This is a genomic window from Lichenifustis flavocetrariae (assembly GCF_026130545.1).
GTDB classification, from domain to species: domain Bacteria; phylum Pseudomonadota; class Alphaproteobacteria; order Rhizobiales; family Beijerinckiaceae; genus Lichenihabitans; species Lichenihabitans flavocetrariae.
Genome location: NZ_JAMOIM010000015.1, coordinates 116,033 through 136,506, shown reverse-complemented (window position 1 = coordinate 136,506; position 20,474 = coordinate 116,033). Strand labels below are relative to the sequence as shown.

Annotated in this window: 16 protein-coding genes; 12 read left to right on the top strand and 4 right to left on the bottom strand. The window is 66.7% G+C overall.

Translation table 11 applies throughout. From position 1 onward, the window contains the following. Window positions 1–5 precede the first annotated feature (5 nt). The 4 genes from nudC to M8523_RS20800 all read left to right on the top strand — a co-directional run bounded on the left by nudC (window position 6) and on the right by M8523_RS20800 (window position 4,779). Window positions 6–929 carry an NAD(+) diphosphatase gene (gene nudC / locus M8523_RS20815; protein WP_282586827.1) on the top strand — a complete coding sequence of 308 codons (924 nt, stop codon included), beginning with the start codon at window positions 6–8 and terminating at the stop codon, window positions 927–929. Between the two features lie 230 nt (window positions 930–1,159). Beyond that, window positions 1,160–2,170 carry an iron ABC transporter substrate-binding protein gene (locus M8523_RS20810; protein WP_428350966.1) on the top strand — a complete coding sequence of 337 codons (1,011 nt, stop codon included), beginning with the start codon at window positions 1,160–1,162 and terminating at the stop codon, window positions 2,168–2,170. A gap of 27 nt (window positions 2,171–2,197) precedes the next feature. Then, window positions 2,198–3,730 carry an ABC transporter permease gene (locus tag M8523_RS20805; RefSeq protein WP_282586826.1) on the top strand — a complete coding sequence of 511 codons (1,533 nt, stop codon included), beginning with the start codon at window positions 2,198–2,200 and terminating at the stop codon, window positions 3,728–3,730. Next, window positions 3,727–4,779 carry an ABC transporter ATP-binding protein gene (locus M8523_RS20800; RefSeq protein ID WP_282586825.1) on the top strand — a complete coding sequence of 351 codons (1,053 nt, stop codon included), beginning with the start codon at window positions 3,727–3,729 and terminating at the stop codon, window positions 4,777–4,779. Before M8523_RS20805 ends, M8523_RS20800 begins: the two co-directional genes overlap by 4 nt. On the opposite strand, the gene M8523_RS20795 is transcribed toward M8523_RS20800, so the two are convergent. The 3 genes from M8523_RS20795 to M8523_RS20785 form a co-directional block, all read right to left on the bottom strand. Next, a complete protein-coding gene (locus tag M8523_RS20795; protein WP_282586824.1) occupies window positions 4,769–5,821 on the bottom strand; it encodes an aldo/keto reductase in 1,053 nt (350 codons plus the stop codon). The genes M8523_RS20800 and M8523_RS20795 overlap by 11 nt on opposite strands. A 36-nt stretch (window positions 5,822–5,857) precedes the next feature. Beyond that, the gene (locus M8523_RS20790; protein WP_282586823.1) at window positions 5,858–7,597 is read right to left on the bottom strand and encodes a glycerol-3-phosphate dehydrogenase/oxidase; all 1,740 of its coding nucleotides are present in this window, start codon (window positions 7,595–7,597) and stop codon (window positions 5,858–5,860) included. Between the two features lie 100 nt (window positions 7,598–7,697). Next, complete coding sequence (locus tag M8523_RS20785; RefSeq protein ID WP_282586822.1) at window positions 7,698–9,215, bottom strand: FGGY-family carbohydrate kinase; 1,518 nt, start codon at window positions 9,213–9,215, stop codon at window positions 7,698–7,700. Window positions 9,216–9,397: 182 nt separating this feature from the next. On the opposite strand from M8523_RS20785, the gene M8523_RS20780 reads away from it, so the two are divergent. The 8 genes from M8523_RS20780 to M8523_RS20745 all read left to right on the top strand — a co-directional run bounded on the left by M8523_RS20780 (window position 9,398) and on the right by M8523_RS20745 (window position 17,953). After that, complete coding sequence (locus tag M8523_RS20780; protein WP_282586821.1) at window positions 9,398–10,954, top strand: sugar ABC transporter ATP-binding protein; 1,557 nt, start codon at window positions 9,398–9,400, stop codon at window positions 10,952–10,954. Next, on the top strand, window positions 10,944–11,948 hold the full coding sequence (locus M8523_RS20775) for an ABC transporter permease (protein ID WP_282586820.1): 1,005 nt from the start codon (window positions 10,944–10,946) through the stop codon (window positions 11,946–11,948). The genes M8523_RS20780 and M8523_RS20775 overlap by 11 nt, the downstream gene beginning before the upstream one ends. 45 nt (window positions 11,949–11,993) lie before the next feature. Then, on the top strand, window positions 11,994–13,019 hold the full coding sequence (locus M8523_RS20770) for a substrate-binding domain-containing protein (RefSeq protein ID WP_282586819.1): 1,026 nt from the start codon (window positions 11,994–11,996) through the stop codon (window positions 13,017–13,019). Window positions 13,020–13,086: 67 nt separating this feature from the next. Next, window positions 13,087–14,007: a DeoR/GlpR family DNA-binding transcription regulator gene (locus tag M8523_RS20765; RefSeq protein WP_282586818.1), complete on the top strand. Its 921-nt coding sequence runs from the start codon at window positions 13,087–13,089 to the stop codon at window positions 14,005–14,007. A 40-nt stretch (window positions 14,008–14,047) separates the two neighbouring features. Further along, a complete protein-coding gene (locus M8523_RS20760) occupies window positions 14,048–14,809 on the top strand; it encodes a GolD/DthD family dehydrogenase (protein ID WP_282586817.1) in 762 nt (253 codons plus the stop codon). Window positions 14,810–14,823: 14 nt separating this feature from the next. Beyond that, window positions 14,824–15,831 (top strand): dihydroxyacetone kinase subunit DhaK, encoded by a 1,008-nt coding sequence (locus M8523_RS20755; protein WP_282586816.1) that lies wholly within the window; start codon window positions 14,824–14,826, stop codon window positions 15,829–15,831. A gap of 3 nt (window positions 15,832–15,834) precedes the next feature. Continuing rightward, window positions 15,835–16,488: a dihydroxyacetone kinase subunit DhaL gene (gene dhaL, locus M8523_RS20750; RefSeq protein ID WP_282586815.1), complete on the top strand. Its 654-nt coding sequence runs from the start codon at window positions 15,835–15,837 to the stop codon at window positions 16,486–16,488. 328 nt (window positions 16,489–16,816) lie between these two features. After that, the gene (locus M8523_RS20745; protein ID WP_282586814.1) at window positions 16,817–17,953 is read left to right on the top strand and encodes a Gfo/Idh/MocA family protein; all 1,137 of its coding nucleotides are present in this window, start codon (window positions 16,817–16,819) and stop codon (window positions 17,951–17,953) included. Window positions 17,954–18,157: 204 nt separating this feature from the next. On the opposite strand, the gene M8523_RS20740 is transcribed toward M8523_RS20745, so the two are convergent. Further along, on the bottom strand, window positions 18,158–20,467 hold the full coding sequence (locus M8523_RS20740; RefSeq protein WP_282586813.1) for a Tex family protein: 2,310 nt from the start codon (window positions 20,465–20,467) through the stop codon (window positions 18,158–18,160). Between the last annotated feature and the right edge of the window lie 7 nt (window positions 20,468–20,474).

Sequence of the window (20,474 nt, the reverse complement as noted above, 5' to 3'; positions counted from 1 at the left end):
TCCCCATGTCCCGCTACCACTTCCATCACGACCATCTCGGCTACGCCGGCAATGTGCTCGACCGCCTTGCTGCGGCTCGCGACCATGGCAACATCATCCCGGCCCTGCTGGACGCTCCCGGCACCCGGTTCGTGGCATTCTCAGGAGACCGCGTCCTGTTGCGTGGCATGCCCGAAACCGACGACCCTTGGTTCAAGCGGAGCGAGGTGCAGGGGTTGGGTGTCCCGACCGAGACGGTCTTTCTCGGCCGAGGCCTGGGGGGCGCGGTCTTCGCGGTCCGGTTCGATCCGCCGGCCGAGGAAAGCGAAAGCGCGCCCCCCGCCCGTGACCTGCGTGCGATGGCCACGGCCGGCGTCGCTCCGGCCGCGACGCTCGGCGTGCTGGCGGAGGCAAAAGCGCTGTTGCACTGGCATCGCAGTCATCGCTTCTGCGCCACCTGCGGCCATCCGAGCGACCTCGCCGCCTGGGGCTGGCGCCGCGAGTGCGCGCAATGCGGCACACATCACTTCCCCCGCACCGACCCGGTGGTGATCATGATGGCGGTCTCAGGCGACCGCTGCCTGCTCGGCCGCCAGCCACGCTTCGTGCCCGGCATGTATTCCTGCCTGGCCGGGTTCCTCGAGCCGGGAGAAACGATCGAGGCGGCGGTGCGGCGCGAGCTGCAGGAGGAATCGGGAATCGAGGCCGGGAACGTCACCTACCTGGCCTCGCAGCCCTGGCCCTTTCCGGCATCGCTGATGATCGGCTGTATCGCCGAAGCCGTGTCGGAGACCATCACGATCGACCGGACGGAACTCGAAGACGCGCGCTGGTTCACCCGCCAGGATGTCCGCGCAATCCTCGCCGGGACGCATCCGGGTGGCATTCTGTGCCCACCCCCGATGGCCATCGCGCATGGCCTGATGAAGGCATGGGCGGAGGCGGATTGAGCCACCTTTAGGCACTGGCTGGATCACGCAAAGGGTCGCGAGAAACCATCCCTCTCAGAAGGTCAGATAACGGCATCTGGCCTTCCGCTATGCAGGCGACCGCGTTCAACTTTATATTCATTCCAATATACCACTTTTTACTTGTTCTATTTCTAGATTAAACTATTTGACGACACCCTAAAACTATCGAAGAACCTCGCCGGCCTGTTGTGCAGGACGAAGGAGTGGTCGTGACATTGTCGTTTTTCAGCTTTCGAGGCGCATTGCTATCCCTTGTCGTGGCCGTTCCCCTTGGGGGAGCCGCACGCGCGACCGAGACGATCACGGTCTACAACGCCCAGCACGAGAGCCTCGGCAAGGAATGGGCCGCCGGTTTCACCCGCGACACCGGGATCAACGTCGTGCTGCGCAACGGCGGTGACACGGAATTCGCCAACCAGATCGTGCAGGAGGGCGCCGCCTCCCCGGCCGACGTGTTCCTCACGGAAAACTCCCCGGCCATGACATTGGTCGACCAGGCCGGGCTCTTCGCTCCGGTCGATCCGGCCACGCTCGCGGAAGTGTGCGAGACCTGCAAGGCGGCCGATGGCCATTGGGTGGGAGTTGCGGCCCGTAGCACCGTTTTTGCCTACAACAAGACGAAGCTGCAGCCGGCCGACCTGCCGAAATCCATCATGGACCTCGCCGAGCCGGCCTGGAAGGGCCGCTGGGCCGCTTCGCCCACGGGCGCGGATTTCCAGGCCATCGTCAGCGCCATGCTGCAGCTCAAGGGCGAGGCGGCGACATCCGCGTGGCTCAAGGCCATGAAGGACAATGCCGTCCCGTACAAGGGCAACAGCACCTGCATGAAGGCCGTTAATGCCGGGCAGATCGAAGGGGCCGTGATCTATCACTATTACTATTTCGGCGATCAGGCGAAGACCGGCGAGAACAGCGGCAATGTGGCGCTTCACTATTTTCGCAATGGCGATCCGGGCGCCTTCGTGAGCCTGTCGGGCGGCGGCGTACTGGCGTCCAGCAAGCACCCGGCGGAGGCGCAGGCCTTCCTCAAATGGGTCGCCGGCAAGGGGGGCCAGGAGGTGCTGAAAACCGGAACGTCCTTCGAATATGCGGTTGGGGTGAACGCGGCGTCGAACCCGAAGCTCGTCCCTCTCGCCGACCTGCAGGCGCCCAAGACGGAGCCATCCACGCTGAACAGCAAGGCCGTGACGGACCTGATGACCAATGCCGGCCTCATGTGACCTGAGCCGGAGGGATCCGGCCGCCGCATGAGCATCGTTCGTCGGACTGCGGTCCCGCCGGCCTTGGCGGGGCCGGCTCTCGCTGTGGCGCTGGCGGCCCTGCTCCCCATCGCCTTCGTGGCGATCATGATCGCGCAGGCCGGGGGGCCGCTGATCTCGGCCCTCGTGTTCCGGCCGCGCGTGGGGACACTGCTGGTCAACACGGCGCTGCTCGTCGGGATTGCCGTGCCGCTTTGCGTCAGCCTGGCGCTCGGCCTCGCCTGGCTGACCGAACGCAGCGACCTCCCCGGCGCACGACTTTGGGCGTGGGCCTTCCTCTTGCCGCTGGCAATCCCGGCCTTCGTGCAAGGCTATGCCTGGGCCACGGTGGCGCCAAGCCTCAACGGCCTGCCGGCCGGCCTGCTGGTCTCCGTGCTGGCCTATTTTCCCTTCGTCTATCTTCCAGCGGTCGCGGCGCTGCGGCGTATCGATCCGGCGTTCGAAGACGCCGCGGCATCGCTGGGTCTGGCTCCCTGGGCCGCTTTCAGGCGGGCAGTGCTGCCGCAACTTCGCGTGGCGCTCTGCGGCGGCGGGCTCCTGGTCGGTCTGCACCTTCTGGCCGAATACGGTCTCTTCGTGATGATCCGTTTCGATACGTTCACCACGGCCATCGTCGACCAGTTCCAATCAAGCTTCAATGGGCCGGCCGCCAACATGCTGGCCGGTGTGCTGGTGCTCTGCTGCCTGCTGCTGTTGCGCGTCGAGGCCGCGATCCGGGGCGGCGAACGTCACGCGAGAGGCGGCTCGGGCGCGCCGCGCCCTGTAGGCCGGCGGCAGCTTGGCCGCGCCACCTTCCCGATCCTGGCAGCCTGTGGGCTGCTCGCGGCAGCCTCGGTCGGCGTACCGCTCGTGACGCTCGGGCGCTGGCTCGTCGTGGGGGGCACTGCGATCTGGCAATGGGATAGCCTCGGCCCCGCCCTCGGCCAGACGGTCGTCCTTGCGCTGGCGGGTGGACTCCTGACGACCTTGGCGGCCCTGCCCGCTGCCTGGATGTCAGTGCGCCTGCCTGGGTCCGTGACCCGCATCATCGAGGGGAGCCACACCCTCGTCGGCGCGCTGCCAGGCGTCGTCGTCGCCTTGGGGCTCGTCACCTTCGCGATCCACGCCGCGCCCTCGCTCTATCAGACGACCCTCACCCTGCTGCTGGCCTATGCGGTCCTGTTTCTGCCGCGGGCGTTGATTGCGCTCCGCGGCAGCATTGCGCTGACACCGATCGAGCTGGAGCGGGTGGCCGCAAGCCTTGGCCGCTCGCCTGTGGCGGCACTCCTGACCGTGACACTGCGCATCGCGGCCCCGGGCGCGGCGGCCGGGGCTGTCCTGGTCGCGCTCGGCATCGCCAACGAACTGACCGCCACCCAGATGCTGGCGCCCAACGGAACCCGCACGCTCGCCATGGCGTTCTGGGCGCTGAGCGGGGAACTCGACTATGCCGCCGCCGCCCCCTATGCCCTCATCATGATGCTTGTATCCCTCCCGCTCGTCGTTCTGCTGCGCGCCCGCTTCCGGCCCGGCGCGCCGTGAGTGGGCTCGATCTGCAAGGCCTGCGCAAGACGTTCGGCAGCATGGAGGCCCTCGCCGGGGTCGACCTTCGGGTACCGTCAGGCAGCCGGACCGCCATCGTCGGTCCCTCAGGCTGCGGCAAGACGACCCTGCTGCGGTTGATCGCCGGCTTCGAGCAACCCGACGCGGGGCGGCTGGCGCTCGACGGCCGCGTGCTCTTCGGCGAGGGTGCGCCGGTGCCCAGCCACCACCGCAACATCGGCGTCGTGATGCAGGATGGGGCCTTGTTTCCCCATCTCAGCGTGGCCGACAATATCGGGTTCGGACTGTCACGACGAGACCCCTCTCGCGCCGGCACCGTGGCGGGCCTGATGGATCTCGTGGGCCTGCCCGGCGCGATGCGCGACAAACGGCCGGACCAATTGTCAGGCGGCCAGCAGCAGCGCGTGGCGCTCGCCCGCGCCCTGGCGCGCGAGCCGTCACTGATGCTCCTCGACGAGCCCTTCTCGGCGCTCGACACCGGCCTGCGCGCCGCGACCAGAGAGGCCGTGGCGGCGCTTCTCGCCGCAAAGGCCATAACCACCGTGCTGGTGACCCACGACCAGGCCGAGGCGCTGTCCTTCGCGGATCAGGTGGCGGTCATGCACGACGGGCGGTTCCGCCAGATCGGCGCGCCTCGCGACCTCTATCTTCGACCCAAGGACGCCATGGTGGCGGCCTTCCTGGGCGACGCCATTTTGCTGCCGGCCACCGTGGCGCAGGGCAAAGTCGATTGCGCCTTGGGGTGCTTTGCCGCGGATCTCTCGACAGATCCGGGCCCGTGCCAGCTCATGCTGCGGCCCGAACAACTTCATGTCTCGACGATCGCTGAGGCCCCCGCCGCCGCATCGACCGGTGAGGTCGTCGGGATCAGCTTCGGCGGTGCCTCCTGCACGATCCAGGTCCGGCTGGCATCGGCCCCCGACCTGCCGCCGTTGCGGCTGAGTGTTCCAAGCCGAGCCGAACACCAGATCGGCGAGGCCGTCGCGGTCGCGGTCGACGGCCCCGTCCACATCCTGCCTATTTCTTGAGGTGCGGTCCGATCAGCGACAGATCGGCCGGCCCGAGCCGGTCGTTCGCCGTATTGGCCTGATGCCAGTAGGGGTAGGCGAGTGGCGTCTGGCTCACGGCGTCGAGCCGCGCCCGCTCCTCAGCGCTGAGCGTGAGTTCGGCGGCCTTCAGGTTGGTGGCGAGCTGTTCGTCCGTCCGGGCGCCCACGATGACGCTGGTGACGCCTGGCCGGCCCAACAACCAGCTGAGCGCAACGGCCGCACCCGACGTGCCGCGCGCTTCCGCGATGCTCACAACCGTATCGACGATATCGTAGAGTTTTTCCGTGTCATGGACCGGCGGCTCGGTCCATTGATTGAGCTTGCGGCCGGAGGGCTCCGCTTGGCCACGCCGATACTTGCCCGTCAAAAGACCGCCGGCGAGCGGGCTCCAGACCAGGATGCCCAGGCCCTGGTCAATCGAGATCGGAACCAGTTCCTGCTCGGCTTCGCGCGCCTGCAGCGTGTAGTGGATCTGCTGGCTGACGAAGCGCGGCAGGTGGTTGCGTTCGGCGATGCCGAGCGCCTTCATGAGGTGCCAGCCGGAATAGTTCGAGGCGCCGACGTAGCGGACCTTGCCGGACTGGACCAGCGCATCGAGTGCCTCGAGCGTTTCGTCGAGCGGCGTCAGGCCGTCCCACTCGTGCACCTGGTAGAGGTCGATATAATCGGTCCGCAGCCGCCGGAGGCTGGCCTCGCAAGCCCGGATGATATGATGGCGCGACAGGCCCCGGTCGTTCGGCCCCGGTCCCATGGGAAAGCGCGCCTTCGTGGCGATCAGCAGATCATCGCGCTTCGCTTCGACGATCTCGCCGACGATCTCCTCGGAGAGGCCGGCGGAATAGACGTCGGCCGTGTCGAACAGGTTGATGCCGGCCTCGACGCACATGTCGATTTGCCGCCGCGCCCCGGCGACATCGGTATCGCCGACCTTGGCGAAGCCGCCTTTGCCGCCGAACGTCATGGTGCCCATGGTGAGCACCGAGACCTTGAGGCCGGACCGGCCGAGCTGTCGATATTCCATTTTTCCCTCCAGTGTTATAGGTTCGATGCAATCAATCTAGGTCGCCACGGCATCGCGGGCCACCTCCTGGCGCTCCAATCTGATGCCGTGGCGGTCTCGGGCCATCCTGATCAGGGCCTCGACCTGTTGATGCCGGGTCGTCTCGGTCCATTGCAGGGTGGAGACCGCCAGGGTCGCCACCTCGGCCACCACTTCGGCATTCAGCTCGCCCGAGACGCCGATCGGGAGGCGGCGGAGCAGAAGATCCGCCAGGTGTACGACCTGCTCGGTCAGGATCACGGCCCGGATCTCACCTGTGGTGTAGCCCGGAAGGCTTTCGAGAGCCGCATCAGGGCCGTCACGGTGCGACAGGAGCGCCTCGGCCCGCGTGCCATAGCGGTCGAGCAGGGTTTCGGCCCGCGCCGCATCGATGCCATGCGAGGCCACGACTCGCGCCACCCATGCGCGGCGCTCAGTGGCCGAGACGGGGAAGCCACGGCCGCCGCCGATCGGAACGAACAGCGTCTCGCTCCGCCGCTGCCGCCCGAGCGCCTTCAGCACCACGTCCGAGGTTTGAGCCGCAAAGGCCCGGAACGTCGTCCATTTGCCGCCCACGAGCGACAGCAGTGGGATGCTCGTGCCCGGCAGCGTGTCACGGCCGATCGAATGATCGCGGCTGATCTCGCCGGGATCATCGACCTGCGCGGCCGGGAGCGGACGGATCCCGGCGTAGCGGTAAACGATCTGGTCGAGGCCGAGCGGCAGGCCGGGAAAGACCTCGCGCACCATCGCCAGCATATATTCGGCTTCGCTGTCCTCGCAGACGACCGTATCGGGATTGGCGGCCGGGATGTCGGTCGAACCGATCAGGGCATGGCCATAGAATGGGTAGACGAGGCAGATGCGTCCGTCGGGCGAGCCGAAATAGATCATGTGCCCGTCGAGCTGCCGGACCAGCTCGGGATTGTCGACCACGAGATGGGCACCCTTGGTGCCGCCGATGTAGCGCTTGTTGAGGCCGATCGTCTGGTTGACCGTATCGATCCAAGGGCCTGCCGCATTGACGACCACGCGCGGCGCGACCGTCACAGTGTCTCCGGTCACGGTATCGGTCAGGGTCACGCAGCCGCCGGCAGCGGCTGTTACGGCCGTGTAGTTGAGGGCTCGGGCGCCCGGATGTGCCGCCTCTCCATCGGCCACCAGTTCGAAGCAGAGGCGCTCGGCCTGGGTGACCCGCGCGTCGTAATAGGTCGACACGGCCAGGATGTCCGGCGCCATGGCGGGAAAGCGTCGGCGCGTGGCGGCCCTTAACGCCAGACCGTGCCGGGGCATCACCTTGTGCTTGCGCCCGAGCCAGTCGTAAAGCGCGAGGCCGAGTTCGACGATGAAGACGCCGCGGTCGGCCAGCTTGGCCTTACGGCCGAAGAAGCGCTTGATCGACGGCACGACGCCGCCGCCATAGGAGCGGATCGGCACCGCGGTCGGAAGTGGCTTCACGAGATGAGGGGCATTGCGGAGCAGCAGGTTGCGCTCTCGGGTCGATTCCGCGACGAGGCGGAACTCCCCTGTCTCCAGATATTTCAGGCCGCCGTGAATGAGCCGCGAGGGTGCGGCGCTGGTGCCCGAGCACCAATCCCCCTTGTCCACGAGCAGGCAGTCGACGCCCTGCAGCGCCAGATCGCGGAACGTGCCGGCGCCGTTGATGCCGCCACCGACGATCAGAACGTCGAGCTGAGGATGGGCCTTCAATCGATCGAAGGTCGAGGCCCGGGAGGACGTGACGGGAACTAGGGACATCGCGGCCATCCTGGAAATCTGTCAGTTCGTCGTCCAGCCGCGACACCCTCCATCCGGAGGCGTCGCAGGCCGCTCACTCTAAAGAGCGTGGAGGACCGTCTCACTTCGCCGGACGCATCGACGTCGTCTCGGTGGCCGACCAGAACGGCCGGACCGCCTCCACCAGACCGAGATAGCGGTCATACCGGCGGCTGAGCGCCGCCTGGCGGTCGGGATCAGGGACGTAGCGGGCAGCGATCCGGCACGCACGCGCGACCGCATCATCGAGCGACGCGTAAAGGCCAGCCCCCACACCGGCCACCAGGGCCGCCCCGAGCGCGCCGATCTCGGTGGCCTCGGGGATCTCAACCGGCAGACCGAGCGCGTCGGCGAAGAGTTGTGCCGTGCGCGGCGCGGACGACCCGCCCCCGGTGATCGAGGCACGATCAACAGGGAAGATGGAGCGGAGCACGTCAACGTGAAAACGGTGGTTGAAGACGGCCCCCTCGATCACGGCGCGCAGCATGTCGGCCCGGCCGTGCCACGAGCGCAGGCCGAAGAAGCTGGCGCTCGCCGGCGCATTGTAGGGTGAGCCATACAGGAACGGGTGGAACAAGGGCGCGTCCGCGGCGGTCGGTGCGGCGAGGTCCGCCTCGATCTGCGCCCAGAGCGCAGGGCCGCCCCCGGCATCGGCCTCCCACTCGGCCCGAAAGGCCGTCTGCAGGAACCAGTCGACCGTGTTCGACGAAGCTGGCGAGATGGACATGTTGTTCCATTGTCCGGGCTTCAGCCCGGCGCGGGCCGCGCAACGGGCATCGACCACCAGGCGGTCCGACAATGTCTCGTTGATGCTGAAGGTCCCGGCCGTGATCGACAAGGCGCCAGGATCGAGATTGCCGAGACCGACGCAGCTGACCGTCACGTCATGCATGCCGCCTGTGACCGGAGTCCCCGCCACCAAGCCGGTGAGCGCGGCCGCCTCGGCCGTGACGCGCCCCATGGAGCCGCTGCTCGGCAGGATCGGCGGCAGAGCCGGCCTAACGGCGGCGAGGTCCAGGATCGACAGGATCGCCGGGTCGTAGGCCTGGGTCTGCGGGTCGGTGAAGGCCGTGCTGGCATCGGTGGGATCGGTGGCGACCACGCCCGTCAGGCAGGTCCGAAGCCAGTCCTTGCAGAACATCACGTGGCCGATGTGATCGTAGCGCTCCGGCTGATGCCGTTTGATCCAGGCCAGCAGGGTCGTCGCGCTATAGGGATAGGGCCGCTGCGCCGAGAGTCGTTCGACTGCCGCCAGTTGGCCGGACGCCGCCCACTCGCCCGTGATCGCGAGGGCGCGGCTGTCGACGGATTGGATGCCGCAGCCGAGAGGCCGTCCGGCGCGGTCGACGAGGTAGAGCCCGTCGCCATGCGCCGTCACGCCGATGGCATCGACCCGCTCTGGCGCCGTGCCGCTCTTTGCCAGCGCGTCCCGGATCGCGGCGGCACCCGCACGCCACAAACCCTCCATGTCCTTTTCGACGAAGCCCGGCCCGGGATGCAGGGCCTCGGTGCGGCGGCCGCCGGTTGCAATCGTCCGGCCAGCTTCATCGAACAACACGGCTTTGACGGACGTCGATCCACAATCGAGGCCCAGCAGCATGGATCTCTCCCAGTTTGGCCGCTCTTCGGCGGTTTTTCCTCGCTGGCAGGATAACATTCCAGCTTGACGGATAACACAGGAATGTTACGAATATCACGGCGAATGTGATATTCGCTTTAAATGCCGCTGAATCGTCACATAAGTTGGCGGGAGCGGACCGGAAACGTGCGACGAGCGGGCAGATGATCGACAAGCCGGCCCCTTTGGCAGAGCAAGAACCGACGCTCGATACCGCCAAGCCGGCGCTCGCGTTCAATGGCATTTGCAAGGGGTTCGACGGCATTCCGGTGCTGCGCGATCTGACGGCCCGGTTCCTGCCCGGCACCGTGAACGTCCTCGCCGGCGAAAACGGAGCCGGCAAAAGCACCCTTTTCAAGATCATCTCGGGGCAGCTGACACCCGATCGCGGTGTCCTGACGATCCACGGTGCGCCGGTCTATAGTTTCGTGCCCCGCCATGCCCAGAAACTGGGCGTCTCCATCATCCCGCAGGAACTGCTGCCGATCCCCGACATGAAGGTGTGGCAGAACCTGCTCGTCGGCCGGGAACGCACCCGGGCGCTTGGTCTCCTGCGCCGGGGCGAAATGGTGTCGGAGGCTCGCCGGCTCCTCGGCGAGTTCGGCCTCGACATCGACCCCGAGGCTCCGATGCGGCGGCTTGGCGTCGCCGCGACGCAGATGATCGAGATCATCAAGGCCACGTCACGCGATTCGACCATCGTGCTCATGGATGAGCCGAGTTCGTCGCTCAGTTCACGCGAGACCGAGCAGTTGTTCCGGGTCATCCGCCTGTTGCGCGCGCGCGGCGCCTGCATCCTCTACACCAGTCACCGCATGGAGGAGATCGAGCAGATCTCCGACACGGTCGCGATCATGCGCGACGGCGCCATCATCCGGCATGACCCGACCGCCTCGCTGACGGAACGCCAGATCATCACCGACATGGTCGGGCGCGACCTCGAAGACATGTTCCCCAATCGCGAAATCAAGCGCACCCGGAAGCCGGTCATCGAGGTCAAGGACTTCAAGGTGGCTGGCTACCAGGCCCGCAACAATTTCACGGTCCATGCGGGTGAGATCCTCGGGCTTGGCGGCCTCGTCGGCGCCGGGCGCAGCGAGCTGCTCGAGGCCCTCTACGGGTTGCGCAAGGCCGAGGGCGAGGTCTGGCTCGACGGCAAGCCGCTGGGCTTATCCAATCCCGCCGCGTCGATCCGCAACGGCATCGCGCTCGTGCCCGAAGACCGCAAGCTCGCGGGCGTGCTGACATCCCTGTCGATCCTCGACAATGTGACGTTGCCGCATCTCGACCGGTTCACGGGCTCGGGCGGGTTCGTCGACAATGCCGATCGGCGCAAGCGAACCCTCGACGTGCTGAAGCGCACGCGGGTGAAATATGCCAAGCTCGGCCAGACGGTCGCCCATCTCAGCGGCGGCAACCAGCAGAAGATCGCGCTGGCCCGGTGGCTCGTCACCGACGTGCCGCGTCTGCTCATTCTGGATGAGCCCACCCGCGGCATCGATGTCGGAGCCCGCAGCGAGATCTACCGCCTGATCCACGATCTCGCCGAACAGGGGGTCGCGGTGCTGCTCGCCTCCTCGGACATGCCGGAACTGATCAATCTCAGCCATCGCATCGTCGTCATGCGCGGGGGCGCCATCGTGGGTGAACTTGGGCGCGAGGACGTGAACCAGGAAAGCATCCTGCGGCTCGCCATGGGAAAGACAAAAGATGCAGCCTGATCAAGCCGCCCTTTCTTCGGCCGACCTCGCTTCGGCGGCGGCCGCTCGTCCGAAGTTCAACGCCAAGGAGCTCTTGCTCCGCTACGCGCTGGTCCTCGTGTTGTTCGTCTTCGTGGCGGTGCTCGGGGTCTCAAACGCTAGCTTCTTCACGCTGTCGAACTTTAATGTCGTGCTGCTTCAGGTCTCGACCAACGCCCTGCTGGCGACTGGCGCGACCTACGTGATCCTGACGGGCGGCATCGACCTCTCGGTCGGCAGCGTCGTCGGCATGGCGGGCGTGGCCGCCGCCATGGTGGCGCAGCGGGACGGCACGCCCTGGACCGTGGCGGCCGTGGCGACCGGCATTCTGGCTGGCGGCGCGATCGGGCTCCTCAATGGGGCCCTAGTGGCCATTGCCCGCGTGCCGGCCTTCGTGGCGACCCTCGGGACCATGACGATCGCGCTCGGCATCGCCTATGTTCTGAGCGACGGCCAACCCATCTCGGGACTGTCGGACCCATTCCTGGCCGTCAGCGACCAGTTCTACGGCTTTCCCGTACCGGTGTTGCTGATGATCCTGGCCGTGCTGTCGTCCTGGGTCCTGCTGACCCGGACGCGTCTCGGCATGCACATCTATGCCACGGGCGGCAATCCGCAGGCGGCGCGCGTGGCCGGCGTCGATCTGCGCGCGATCCGGCTCACCGTCTACACGATCAGCGGCCTTCTGGCCGGGCTTGCCGGCGTCGTGCTCGCCTCCCGGGCGACGGCGGGCATTGCCACCACCGGTACCGGCTACGAGCTCAACGCCATCGCGGCGGCGGTCATCGGCGGCATCAGCCTCATGGGCGGTCGCGGTTCGATCTTCGGCACGGTGTTCGGCTTCATGATCATCGGGGTGCTCGATAACGGGCTGAACATCCTGAACGTCTCGCCCTTCTACCAGCTGATCATCAAGGGCGTGATCATTATCGGGGCCGTCTACATCGACTCGGCCCTGAACCGGAAAGACGACTGAGCCCCGTCGACCGTCGCCAAGCAAAGCTCACGGAGAGGAAGCCACATGATGTCCAAGCGCACCGGCCTGAAAGCCGCCCTGTTCGCCACAGCCGCCCTGATGTTCGCCAGCCCGGCCTTCGCCGACAAGGCCAATCCGGTCATCGGTTTTACGGCCTATGACATGACCTCCTTCATCGCCTGGGGCAAGCAAGGCGCCGAGGCCATCGCCAAGGCCAACAACGCCAAGCTTCTGTGGCAAAGCGCCAAGAGCGATGTGAACACGCAGATCTCTCAGATCCAGCAGTTCATCAACCAGAAGGTCGACGTCATCATCATCGCGGCGGTGAATTCATCGACGCTCGGACCGCAGATCGCCCAGGCGACCGCCGCCGGCATCCCGGTGATCGCGACGAACCTGTCGATCAGCGGCCCCGAAGCCGAGAAGCTTGTGTCCTACGTCGGCCCGAACGATGTCGGCGCCGGGGAGCAGGAAGCGCAGGCAGTCGTGGACGCCCTGCACGGCAAGGGCAATGTCGTGATCATGCAGGGGCCGGTCGGCCAGTCCGGTGCGATCGACCGCACCAAGGGCATTCAAAACGTGCTGGCCAAGAATCCCGACATCAAGGTGCTGGCCATGCAGCCGGCAAACTGGGAGCGCACGCAGGCCTATAAGCTGATGCAGGATTGGCTGTCGCGTTATGGCAAGGACATCAATGGCCTGATCTCGGAAAACGACGATATGGCGATCGGCTCCATCCAGGCCCTGAAGGAGAAGGGCCTGAATGGTAAGATCCCGGTCTCGGGCGTCGACGCCATCAAGGACGGGTTGCGCGCGGTCCGTTCCGGCGACATGATCCAGACGAACTTGCAGAACGGTGCGCTTGAACTCGGCATGGCCGTGCAGGTCGCGATCAATCACGTCCAGGGCAAGGAAGTCCCGAAGGAGGCGATGCTGCAGATGCCCGGCATCACCAAGGCGGACGTGAACAAATATTACGACCAGCTCTTCGACAATGCCGACAAGTTCATCGCCGGCCTGCCGGAGCTGATCAAGGCCAACATGGCCTCCGGCAAATACGCCAACCAGTAAGGTCGCCTCTCCTGCCGTCCGGCTCCCGCCGGGCGGCAGCCACCTCGTTCAGAGACATCCCGCCCACGTGCGTGCCCTGCCCACAACGCTTGCCGACCAGCCGGTCCGCACAACAAGTGACGGCTCGCCACCTTCTTCCGAGGAGGGTGAAGGCGTCGGCGGTGGTGCGGCCTCCGCCCCGCCAGAGCTGGACGAGGCCGCGCCGGATAGAGGACGCAGCGCCGGCGCCATCGACAACCGGCGTAAGCTGATGCTGGAGCAGATCGTGCGACGCGGTTCGGCGCAGGTCGACGAACTCGCCGCCCGCTTCGGCGTGAGCCGGATGACGATCCATCGCGATCTCGATGCGCTTGCCGAGCGCGGCATGGTGCGCAAGCAGCATGGCGGCGTCACGATCCACGAATCGAACACGGTGGAGAGCAGCTTCTCCTACCGCACGCATCTGGCTGAGCGACAGAAGTCAGCCATCGCGCGCGCCGCCGCCGATCTCGTGCAGCCCGGCCAGTCCATCATCCTCGACGAATCGACCACGACGCTGCTGATGGCGCCGCACCTGCTGAGCCGCACGCCTCTGCATGTGATCACCAATGGCATCGCCATGATCGATCAGCTCAAGGAGGCGCATGGCATCCAGTTGATCGGCCTCGGCGGCACCCATAACCCGCGGCTCAACGCCTTCTTCGGCCTGATCTGCGAAAACGCCATCGCGTCGCTCAGGGCGAACATCTGCTTCATGTCGACCTCGGCGGTGCTGAGCGGCGTCGCCTACCACCAGGACGAGGAAGTCCTGAAGATCAAGCGAGCCCTGATGAGCATCGCGCAGACCCGGGTGCTGATCGTCGACAGCAGCAAATTCGGTGTGACGGCCTTGAACCGGCTCGCCGCGCTCGACGCCTTCGATGTGGTGATCACCGATGCCGGCCTGCCGGCACATGACCGCGAGCGTCTGGCAGAGCAGAAGGTGAATGTCACGATCGTCGATGCCTGAACTCGCACCGCATGCCAACGACAAGAGGAGGAAACCTAGGATGGATCGTTTCGACTTCGACACCGCTTTTTCTTTGCGCAACCAGACCGCGCTCGTGACTGGCGGCGCGGCCGGCATCGGCGCCGCCATCGCGACCGCGCTCGCGGCGCGGGGCGCCCGCGTGGCGCTCGTGGATCGCGACCCTGCCGTCATGAAGGCCGCGCAGGCGCTGGGTGAGGGTCACGTCGGGATCGAAATCGACGTGACGGCTGATAACGCGCCGCAGCAGGTCGTGGACCAGGTGGTCGCACAATTCGGCCAACTCGATATTCTGATCAATAACGCCGGGATCGTCCGCCTCGCTCCCGCCGAGGAGGCCACGCGCGTCGACTGGGACCTGACGCTCGCCGTGAACCTGACCGCGCCGTTCCTCTTCGCGCAGGCCGCCGGCCGCCACATGATCGGCCGCCGCACCGGGCGGATCGTCAACCTCGCGTCGCAGGCCGCGACCGTGGCGCTGCAATCCCACGTCGCCTATTGCACCAGCAAGGCCGCGATCGTCGGGATGACCAAGGTCATGGCCCTCGAATGGGGTCCGCACGGCATCACGACGAACAGCATCAGCCCCACCGTGGTCGAAACCGAACTCGGCAAGAAGGCCTGGGCGGGAGAGGTCGGCGAAGCCATGAAGAAGCTGATCCCGTCCCGCCGCTTCGCCCAGCCCGAGGAGATCGCGCTCGCGGTCCTCTATCTCGCGAGCCCGGCGGCCGCCATGGTCAACGGCGCCGATCTCGCGATCGACGGCGGCTACACGATCCAATGACGAAGGACGCTCCCGTGCCTCTCAATCGCATCATCAACGATCCCGACGACGTCGCGGCGGAAGCCCTGGCCGGCATCGTGGCGGCCCATCCGGATCTCGTCATCACGACGCCGCATGCCCGCGTCTTCCGGGCCGTGCAGCCGGTGACGAACCGGGTCGGTATCGTGACCGGCGGCGGCTCCGGCCATGAGCCGGCCTTCATCGGCTTCGTCGGCCCCGGATTGGTCGACGCGGTCGCAACCGGCGAAGTCTTCGCCTCGCCGACGGCGCGCGCCTTCGAGGCCGCCTTCAAGGCGGCGGACGGCGGGCGCGGCGTCGCTTGCCTCTACGGCAATTATGCCGGCGACAACATGAACGTGAAGATGGCCGTAAAACTCGCTGAACGCGACGGACTGACGGTCAAGACCGTGGTGGCCAATGACGACGCCGCCTCCGCCCCGAAGGACCAGATCGGCAAGCGCCGGGGTGTCGCGGGCGAGGTCTTGATGTGGAAAGCCGGCGCGGCGCTTGCGGCGGAGGGCGCCGACCTCGATGCCGTGATCGGGGTCGCCCAGAAGGCGATCGACAGCACACGCAGCGTTGGCATCGGCCTTTCGGCCTGTACGATCCCGGCCGCTGGAAAGCCCAATTTCACCATCGAGCCCGGCATGATGGAAGTCGGCATCGGTCACCATGGTGAGCCGGGCGTGGCCGTGATGCCGGTGAAGCCCGCGCGCGAGATGGCGGCCCTGATGCTCGACACGATCCTGCCCGACCTGCCGTTCGGCCGGGGCGAGGACGTGGCGGTGCTGCTCTCGGGTCTGGGCGCCACGCCCGTGATGGAGCTCTACATCCTCTACACGCATGTGGCCGAGATCCTGGCGGCCCACGGCCTGACGATCCGTCACCGCTTCGTCGGCAATTATTTCACCTCGCTCGAAATGATGGGGGCGTCGATCACGCTGACGCGTCTCGACGGCGAACTCGACCGGCTGATCGGCAAGCCCGCGCGCTCGATCGGCCTCACTGTTCCGGGAGCTTGAGCCATGACCGACAGCGTTGATTTGACAGCCGCCGGGCCGATCCTCGGCGACATGGTCAAGGCCATCGTGGACAAAGCCGCGTACCTCAGCGAACTCGACGGTGCCACCGGCGACGGCGACCATGGCGTCAACATGAGCAAGGGCTTCCGCATGACGGGCCAGCGGCTCGCTGCGGCGCCACAGGGCCTCGGCGAAGGCTTCGGCACGCTTGCCGAGACGCTCCTCGACGAGATCGGCGGCTCGATGGGGCCGCTCTACGGCAGCTTCTTCCTCGACATGTCGACCTTCCTGCGCGGCCGGACCGTGCTCGATCGCGACAGTTTCGGCCTCATGCTGCGCAAGGGCATCGCGGCCGTGGTCGACCTCGGCGAGGCCAAGCAGGGCGACAAGTCGCTCGTCGATGTCCTCGTCCCGGCCGCGGATGCCTATGAGGCCGCGGCGGCGCGCGGAGAGCCCTTCGCGGACTGCCTCACCGCCCTCAAGGCGGGCGCCGACCGGGGCTTCGAGTCGACCCGCGACATGGTGGCGAAGATCGGCCGCGCGAGCCGCCTCGGCGAGCGATCACGCGGCTTCCATGACGCGGGCGCCGCCTCGTGTCGCCTGCTGCTCACCACGCTGGCGGATGGATTGATCCGGCAATTGCCGTCGCGCGGGTAAGATCGAGGGAGTTCACTCCCTCGTCCCACTGAACCTGCCGTCTTATCTGCAAGCTTATATTAAGGTGCATCGGGTCCGACTGTTCGCCGATGGCTGGTTTTGACCCTTCGACCCGCAAGCGGCGCTCGGATTCACACATTGTCCGAAGGCCTGGCGCGGTTTTCTCCCCTCTCCCTTGTGGAGAGGGGAATTTCATGAAGCTCCGCCGAGAGATGTGAATGCGGTCGCCGCTTACAGGGCGAAGGGACACAGCACCCGCCGAGCCCCGTGCATGCTCGCAGTGGGTCCGGTTACGCGATAGCTTCATGTCCCGAGGAGGAAGCTTGGCATGACCAGCAAACAAAAAATCGGTGTCGGCCTGATCGGGTCGGGCTTCATGGGCAAGACACATGCGCTCGGCTTCGCGACAGCGAGCCGGGTCTTCGACCTGCCGTATGATGTCGATCTCGCGGTCCTAGCGGACGTCACCGCACCGGCCGCCGCGCGGGCCGCCCAGGCGCTCGGCTTTCGCCGCTCGACCGGCGACTGGCGCGACCTGCTTGACGATCCCGAGATCCAGATCATCGACATAACCACACCCAACACACTTCACCGCGAGATGGCGCTGGCCGCCATCGCGGCCGGCAAGCATGTCTATTGCGAGAAGCCTCTCGCGCCGACGTCGGCGGACGCTTGGGAGATGACGAAGGCGGCCGAGGCGGCCGGCCTCATGACCCAGGTTGGTTTCAACTATCTCAAGAACCCAATGCTCGGGCTCGCCAAGCGCCTCATCGCGGATGGGGAGATCGGTGAGATCCGCACCTTTCGCGGCATTCACGCCGAGGATTTCATGGCGGACGCCCGTGTGCCCTGGGCCTGGCGCCTCGACCCGTCCGGCGGCGGTGGTGCCCTGGCCGATATCGGTAGCCATATCCTCGCGACGGCGCGCTATCTCGTCGGCCCCGTGATCGAACTCATGGCCGACATCGCAACCCCCATCGCGGCCCGTCCAGTCAGCCAAGGCGCGACCGAGACGCGCGCCGTCGAGGTGGACGATGTCGCCCGCCTGTTCCTGCGCTTCGAGAACGGCGCCACCGGCAGCCTGGAGGCGAACTGGATCGCGACGGGCCGCAAGATGCAGCACGATTTCGAGGTCTACGGGTCTAAAGGCGCCATCGTGTTCACCCAGGAACGCTTCAACGAGCTCGGGGTCTATTTCACGGACGACAAGACCGGTCTGCGCGGGTTCCGCACCATCTTCGCCGGGCCCGAACACGAACCCTATGGCGCCTTTTGCGTCGCCTCGGGCCACCAGATCGGCTTCAACGACCTCAAGGCGATCGAGGTGCGGGACTTTCTCGTTGCCGTCGCCGGGGGTGAGAAGCTCGGGCCTGATTTTGCCGAGGGGGCCGAGATCCAGTCGCTGGTGGAGCTCGCCTATCGGTCGGCGCGGGAGAAGCGTTGGGTATCGACGAAGAGCACCTGACCGCGACGGCTTCCCGGGTCTCTGCAAGGCGTCATCATCCACGTCATTGCGAAGCGGCGAAGCCGCTGTGGCAATCCATGAAGCGTCGGGGACGTGGATCGCCACGCTTCGCTCGCGATGACAACCAAGCGATAGAGGTGGAGGCACTCCGCTCCCAAGCGGGACTCGGCTTGGCCCGATGACCCTCCCGGCAGCGAGGCCTGGCTACTTGCCTTGCTTCGCGCGTCGGAGCGCCTCCGCCAGCGCGCCTGAAGGCTCGGCTGCGGCCGCCGGCCGCGCTGCGGGTGTGGATGGCGCGAAGCTGCGCGGGGTCTCACGGGCAGGCCGCTCCGGCTTGGCGCCGATCTCATCGTCGAGCCGAAGCGTGAGCGCGATGCGCTTCCGCGCGCGGTCGACTTCCAGCACCTTGACGGTCACGGTATCGCCCGGTTTCGCGACGGCCCGTGGGTCCTTCACGAAGGTCCTGCTCATGGCCGACACATGGACAAGACCGTCCTGGTGCACGCCGATATCGACGAAGGCCCCGAAGGCCGCCACGTTGGTGACCGTGCCCTCGAGAACCATTCCGGGCACAAGATCACTGAGTGCCTCGACGCCCTCCTTGAAGGTCGCGACCTTGAAGGCCGGGCGCGGATCGCGGCCGGGTTTTTCGAGCTCCGCGAAAATGTCGGTCACGGTGGGCAGGCCGAAGGTCGCATCGACGAAGCTCTGCGGCTTCAGCGCCTGCAATGTCGCGGCATTGCCGAGGATCGCCTTGAGCGGCGTCCCGGCCGCCTCCAGAATGCGGCGGACCACCGGATAGGCTTCGGGGTGGACGCCCGAGGCGTCGAGCGGATCCTCGCCGCCATTGATGCGCAAGAATCCGGCACATTGCTCGAACGCCTTCGGCCCGAGCCGCGGCACCTTCTTCAACGCCTTTCGTGATGGAAACGGCCCGTTGGCGTCACGAAAGGCCACGATGCCCTGGGCAAGACCGGCGCCGACACCGGACACGCGCGCCAGCAACGGCGCCGAGGCCGTGTTGAGATCGACCCCGACCGCGTTCACGCAATCCTCGACCACCGTTTCGAGCGAGCGCGACAGTTTTCCCTCGCCGAGGTCGTGCTGGTATTGCCCGACGCCGATCGACTTCGGGTCGATCTTGACGAGTTCGGCCAGCGGATCCTGCAGACGACGGGCGATCGACACGGCCCCCCGGAGCGTCACATCGAGGTCCGGCAATTCCTGCGACGCGAAGGCCGAGGCCGAATAGACCGAGGCGCCGGCTTCCGACACCGTGACCTTGGTGAGACCCAGCTCCGGCCGCGCCTTGATGAGATCGGCGGCCAGCTTGTCGGTCTCGCGCGACGCGGTGCCGTTGCCGATCGCGATCAGTTCCACCCGATGCTGGACGGCGAGCCGCCCCAAGACCGCGAGCGCCTCGTCCCATCGCCGCTGCGGCTCATGCGGGTAGATCGTGACCGTCGCCGCGACCTTGCCGGTCGCATCGACCACGGCCACTTTCACGCCCGAGCGGAATCCGGGGTCGAGCCCCATCGTGGGGCGCGATCCAGCCGGCGCCGCGAGAAGCAGATCCCGGAGGTTGCCGGCGAAGACCCGCACGGCCTCGGTCTCGGCCGCATCCCACAGCCGCGTTCGCAGATCACTGGACAGGCCGGGCAGGATCTTGCCGCGCCAGGCCTGCCGCACGGTTTCACGCATCCAGATGTCACCCGGCCGCCCGCGCTCGCTAAGCCCGAAGCGCATCATGATCCGCGGCTCATAGGGGCTCGACCCTGGTGGGGCCACGGCCGGCTCGGCATCGAAGGTGAGATCGAGCACACCCTCCGTCTCGCCGCGAAACAGCGCCAGGATGCGATGCGACGGCAGTTTCGGGAACGGCTCGGCGAAATCGAAATAGTCGCTGAATTTGGCGCCGGACTCGGCCTTGCCCTTCTTGATCTTCGAGGTCAACCGTCCCCGCGTCCACATGGTCTCGCGCAGCGGGCCGATGAGGTCGGCCTGTTCGCTGAACCGCTCGACCAGGATCGCGCGCGCGCCTTCGAGCGCCGCGGCAGCGTCGGCAATGCCCTTGTCGGCATCGACAAAGGCCCGCGCCGCCAGGGCCGGGTCGCGCTCGGGCTGGCCGGGAAGGAGGTCGGCGAGGGGTTCGAGCCCAGCCTGCCGGGCCGCCTCGGCCTTGGTCCGGCGCTTGGGCCGAAATGGCAGATAGATATCTTCGAGCCGCCCCTTGCTGTCGGCTGCCCGGATCTGGGCAGCCAGGGCCGCGTCGAGCTTGCCTTGCTCGCCGATGGATTTCAGGATCGCGGCCCGGCGGGTTTCGAGATCGCGCAGGTAGGTGAGCCGTTCTTCGAGACGTCGCAACTGCGTGTCATCGAGCGCGCCGGTCGCCTCCTTGCGATAGCGCGCCACGAACGGCACCGTCGCGCCGCCGTCCAGCAGGCCGACGGCGGCCGCGACCTGCGGCTCACGCACCCCGAGTTCGTCGGCGATCCTTTTATGGATTTCGTTCATGCCCTGC

Coding starts and splice junctions, on each gene's coding strand:
- nudC (WP_282586827.1), top strand. CDS start 6: ATGTCCCGCTACCACTTCCATCACGACCATCTCGGCTACGCCGGCAAT.
- M8523_RS20805 (WP_282586826.1), top strand. CDS start 2,198: ATGAGCATCGTTCGTCGGACTGCGGTCCCGCCGGCCTTGGCGGGGCCG.
- M8523_RS20795 (WP_282586824.1), bottom strand. CDS start 5,821: ATGGAATATCGACAGCTCGGCCGGTCCGGCCTCAAGGTCTCGGTGCTC.
- M8523_RS20790 (WP_282586823.1), bottom strand. CDS start 7,597: ATGTCCCTAGTTCCCGTCACGTCCTCCCGGGCCTCGACCTTCGATCGA.
- M8523_RS20785 (WP_282586822.1), bottom strand. CDS start 9,215: ATGCTGCTGGGCCTCGATTGTGGATCGACGTCCGTCAAAGCCGTGTTG.
- M8523_RS20780 (WP_282586821.1), top strand. CDS start 9,398: ATGATCGACAAGCCGGCCCCTTTGGCAGAGCAAGAACCGACGCTCGAT.
- M8523_RS20775 (WP_282586820.1), top strand. CDS start 10,944: ATGCAGCCTGATCAAGCCGCCCTTTCTTCGGCCGACCTCGCTTCGGCG.
- M8523_RS20770 (WP_282586819.1), top strand. CDS start 11,994: ATGATGTCCAAGCGCACCGGCCTGAAAGCCGCCCTGTTCGCCACAGCC.
- M8523_RS20760 (WP_282586817.1), top strand. CDS start 14,048: ATGGATCGTTTCGACTTCGACACCGCTTTTTCTTTGCGCAACCAGACC.
- dhaL (WP_282586815.1), top strand. CDS start 15,835: ATGACCGACAGCGTTGATTTGACAGCCGCCGGGCCGATCCTCGGCGAC.
- M8523_RS20745 (WP_282586814.1), top strand. CDS start 16,817: ATGACCAGCAAACAAAAAATCGGTGTCGGCCTGATCGGGTCGGGCTTC.
- M8523_RS20740 (WP_282586813.1), bottom strand. CDS start 20,467: ATGAACGAAATCCATAAAAGGATCGCCGACGAACTCGGGGTGCGTGAG.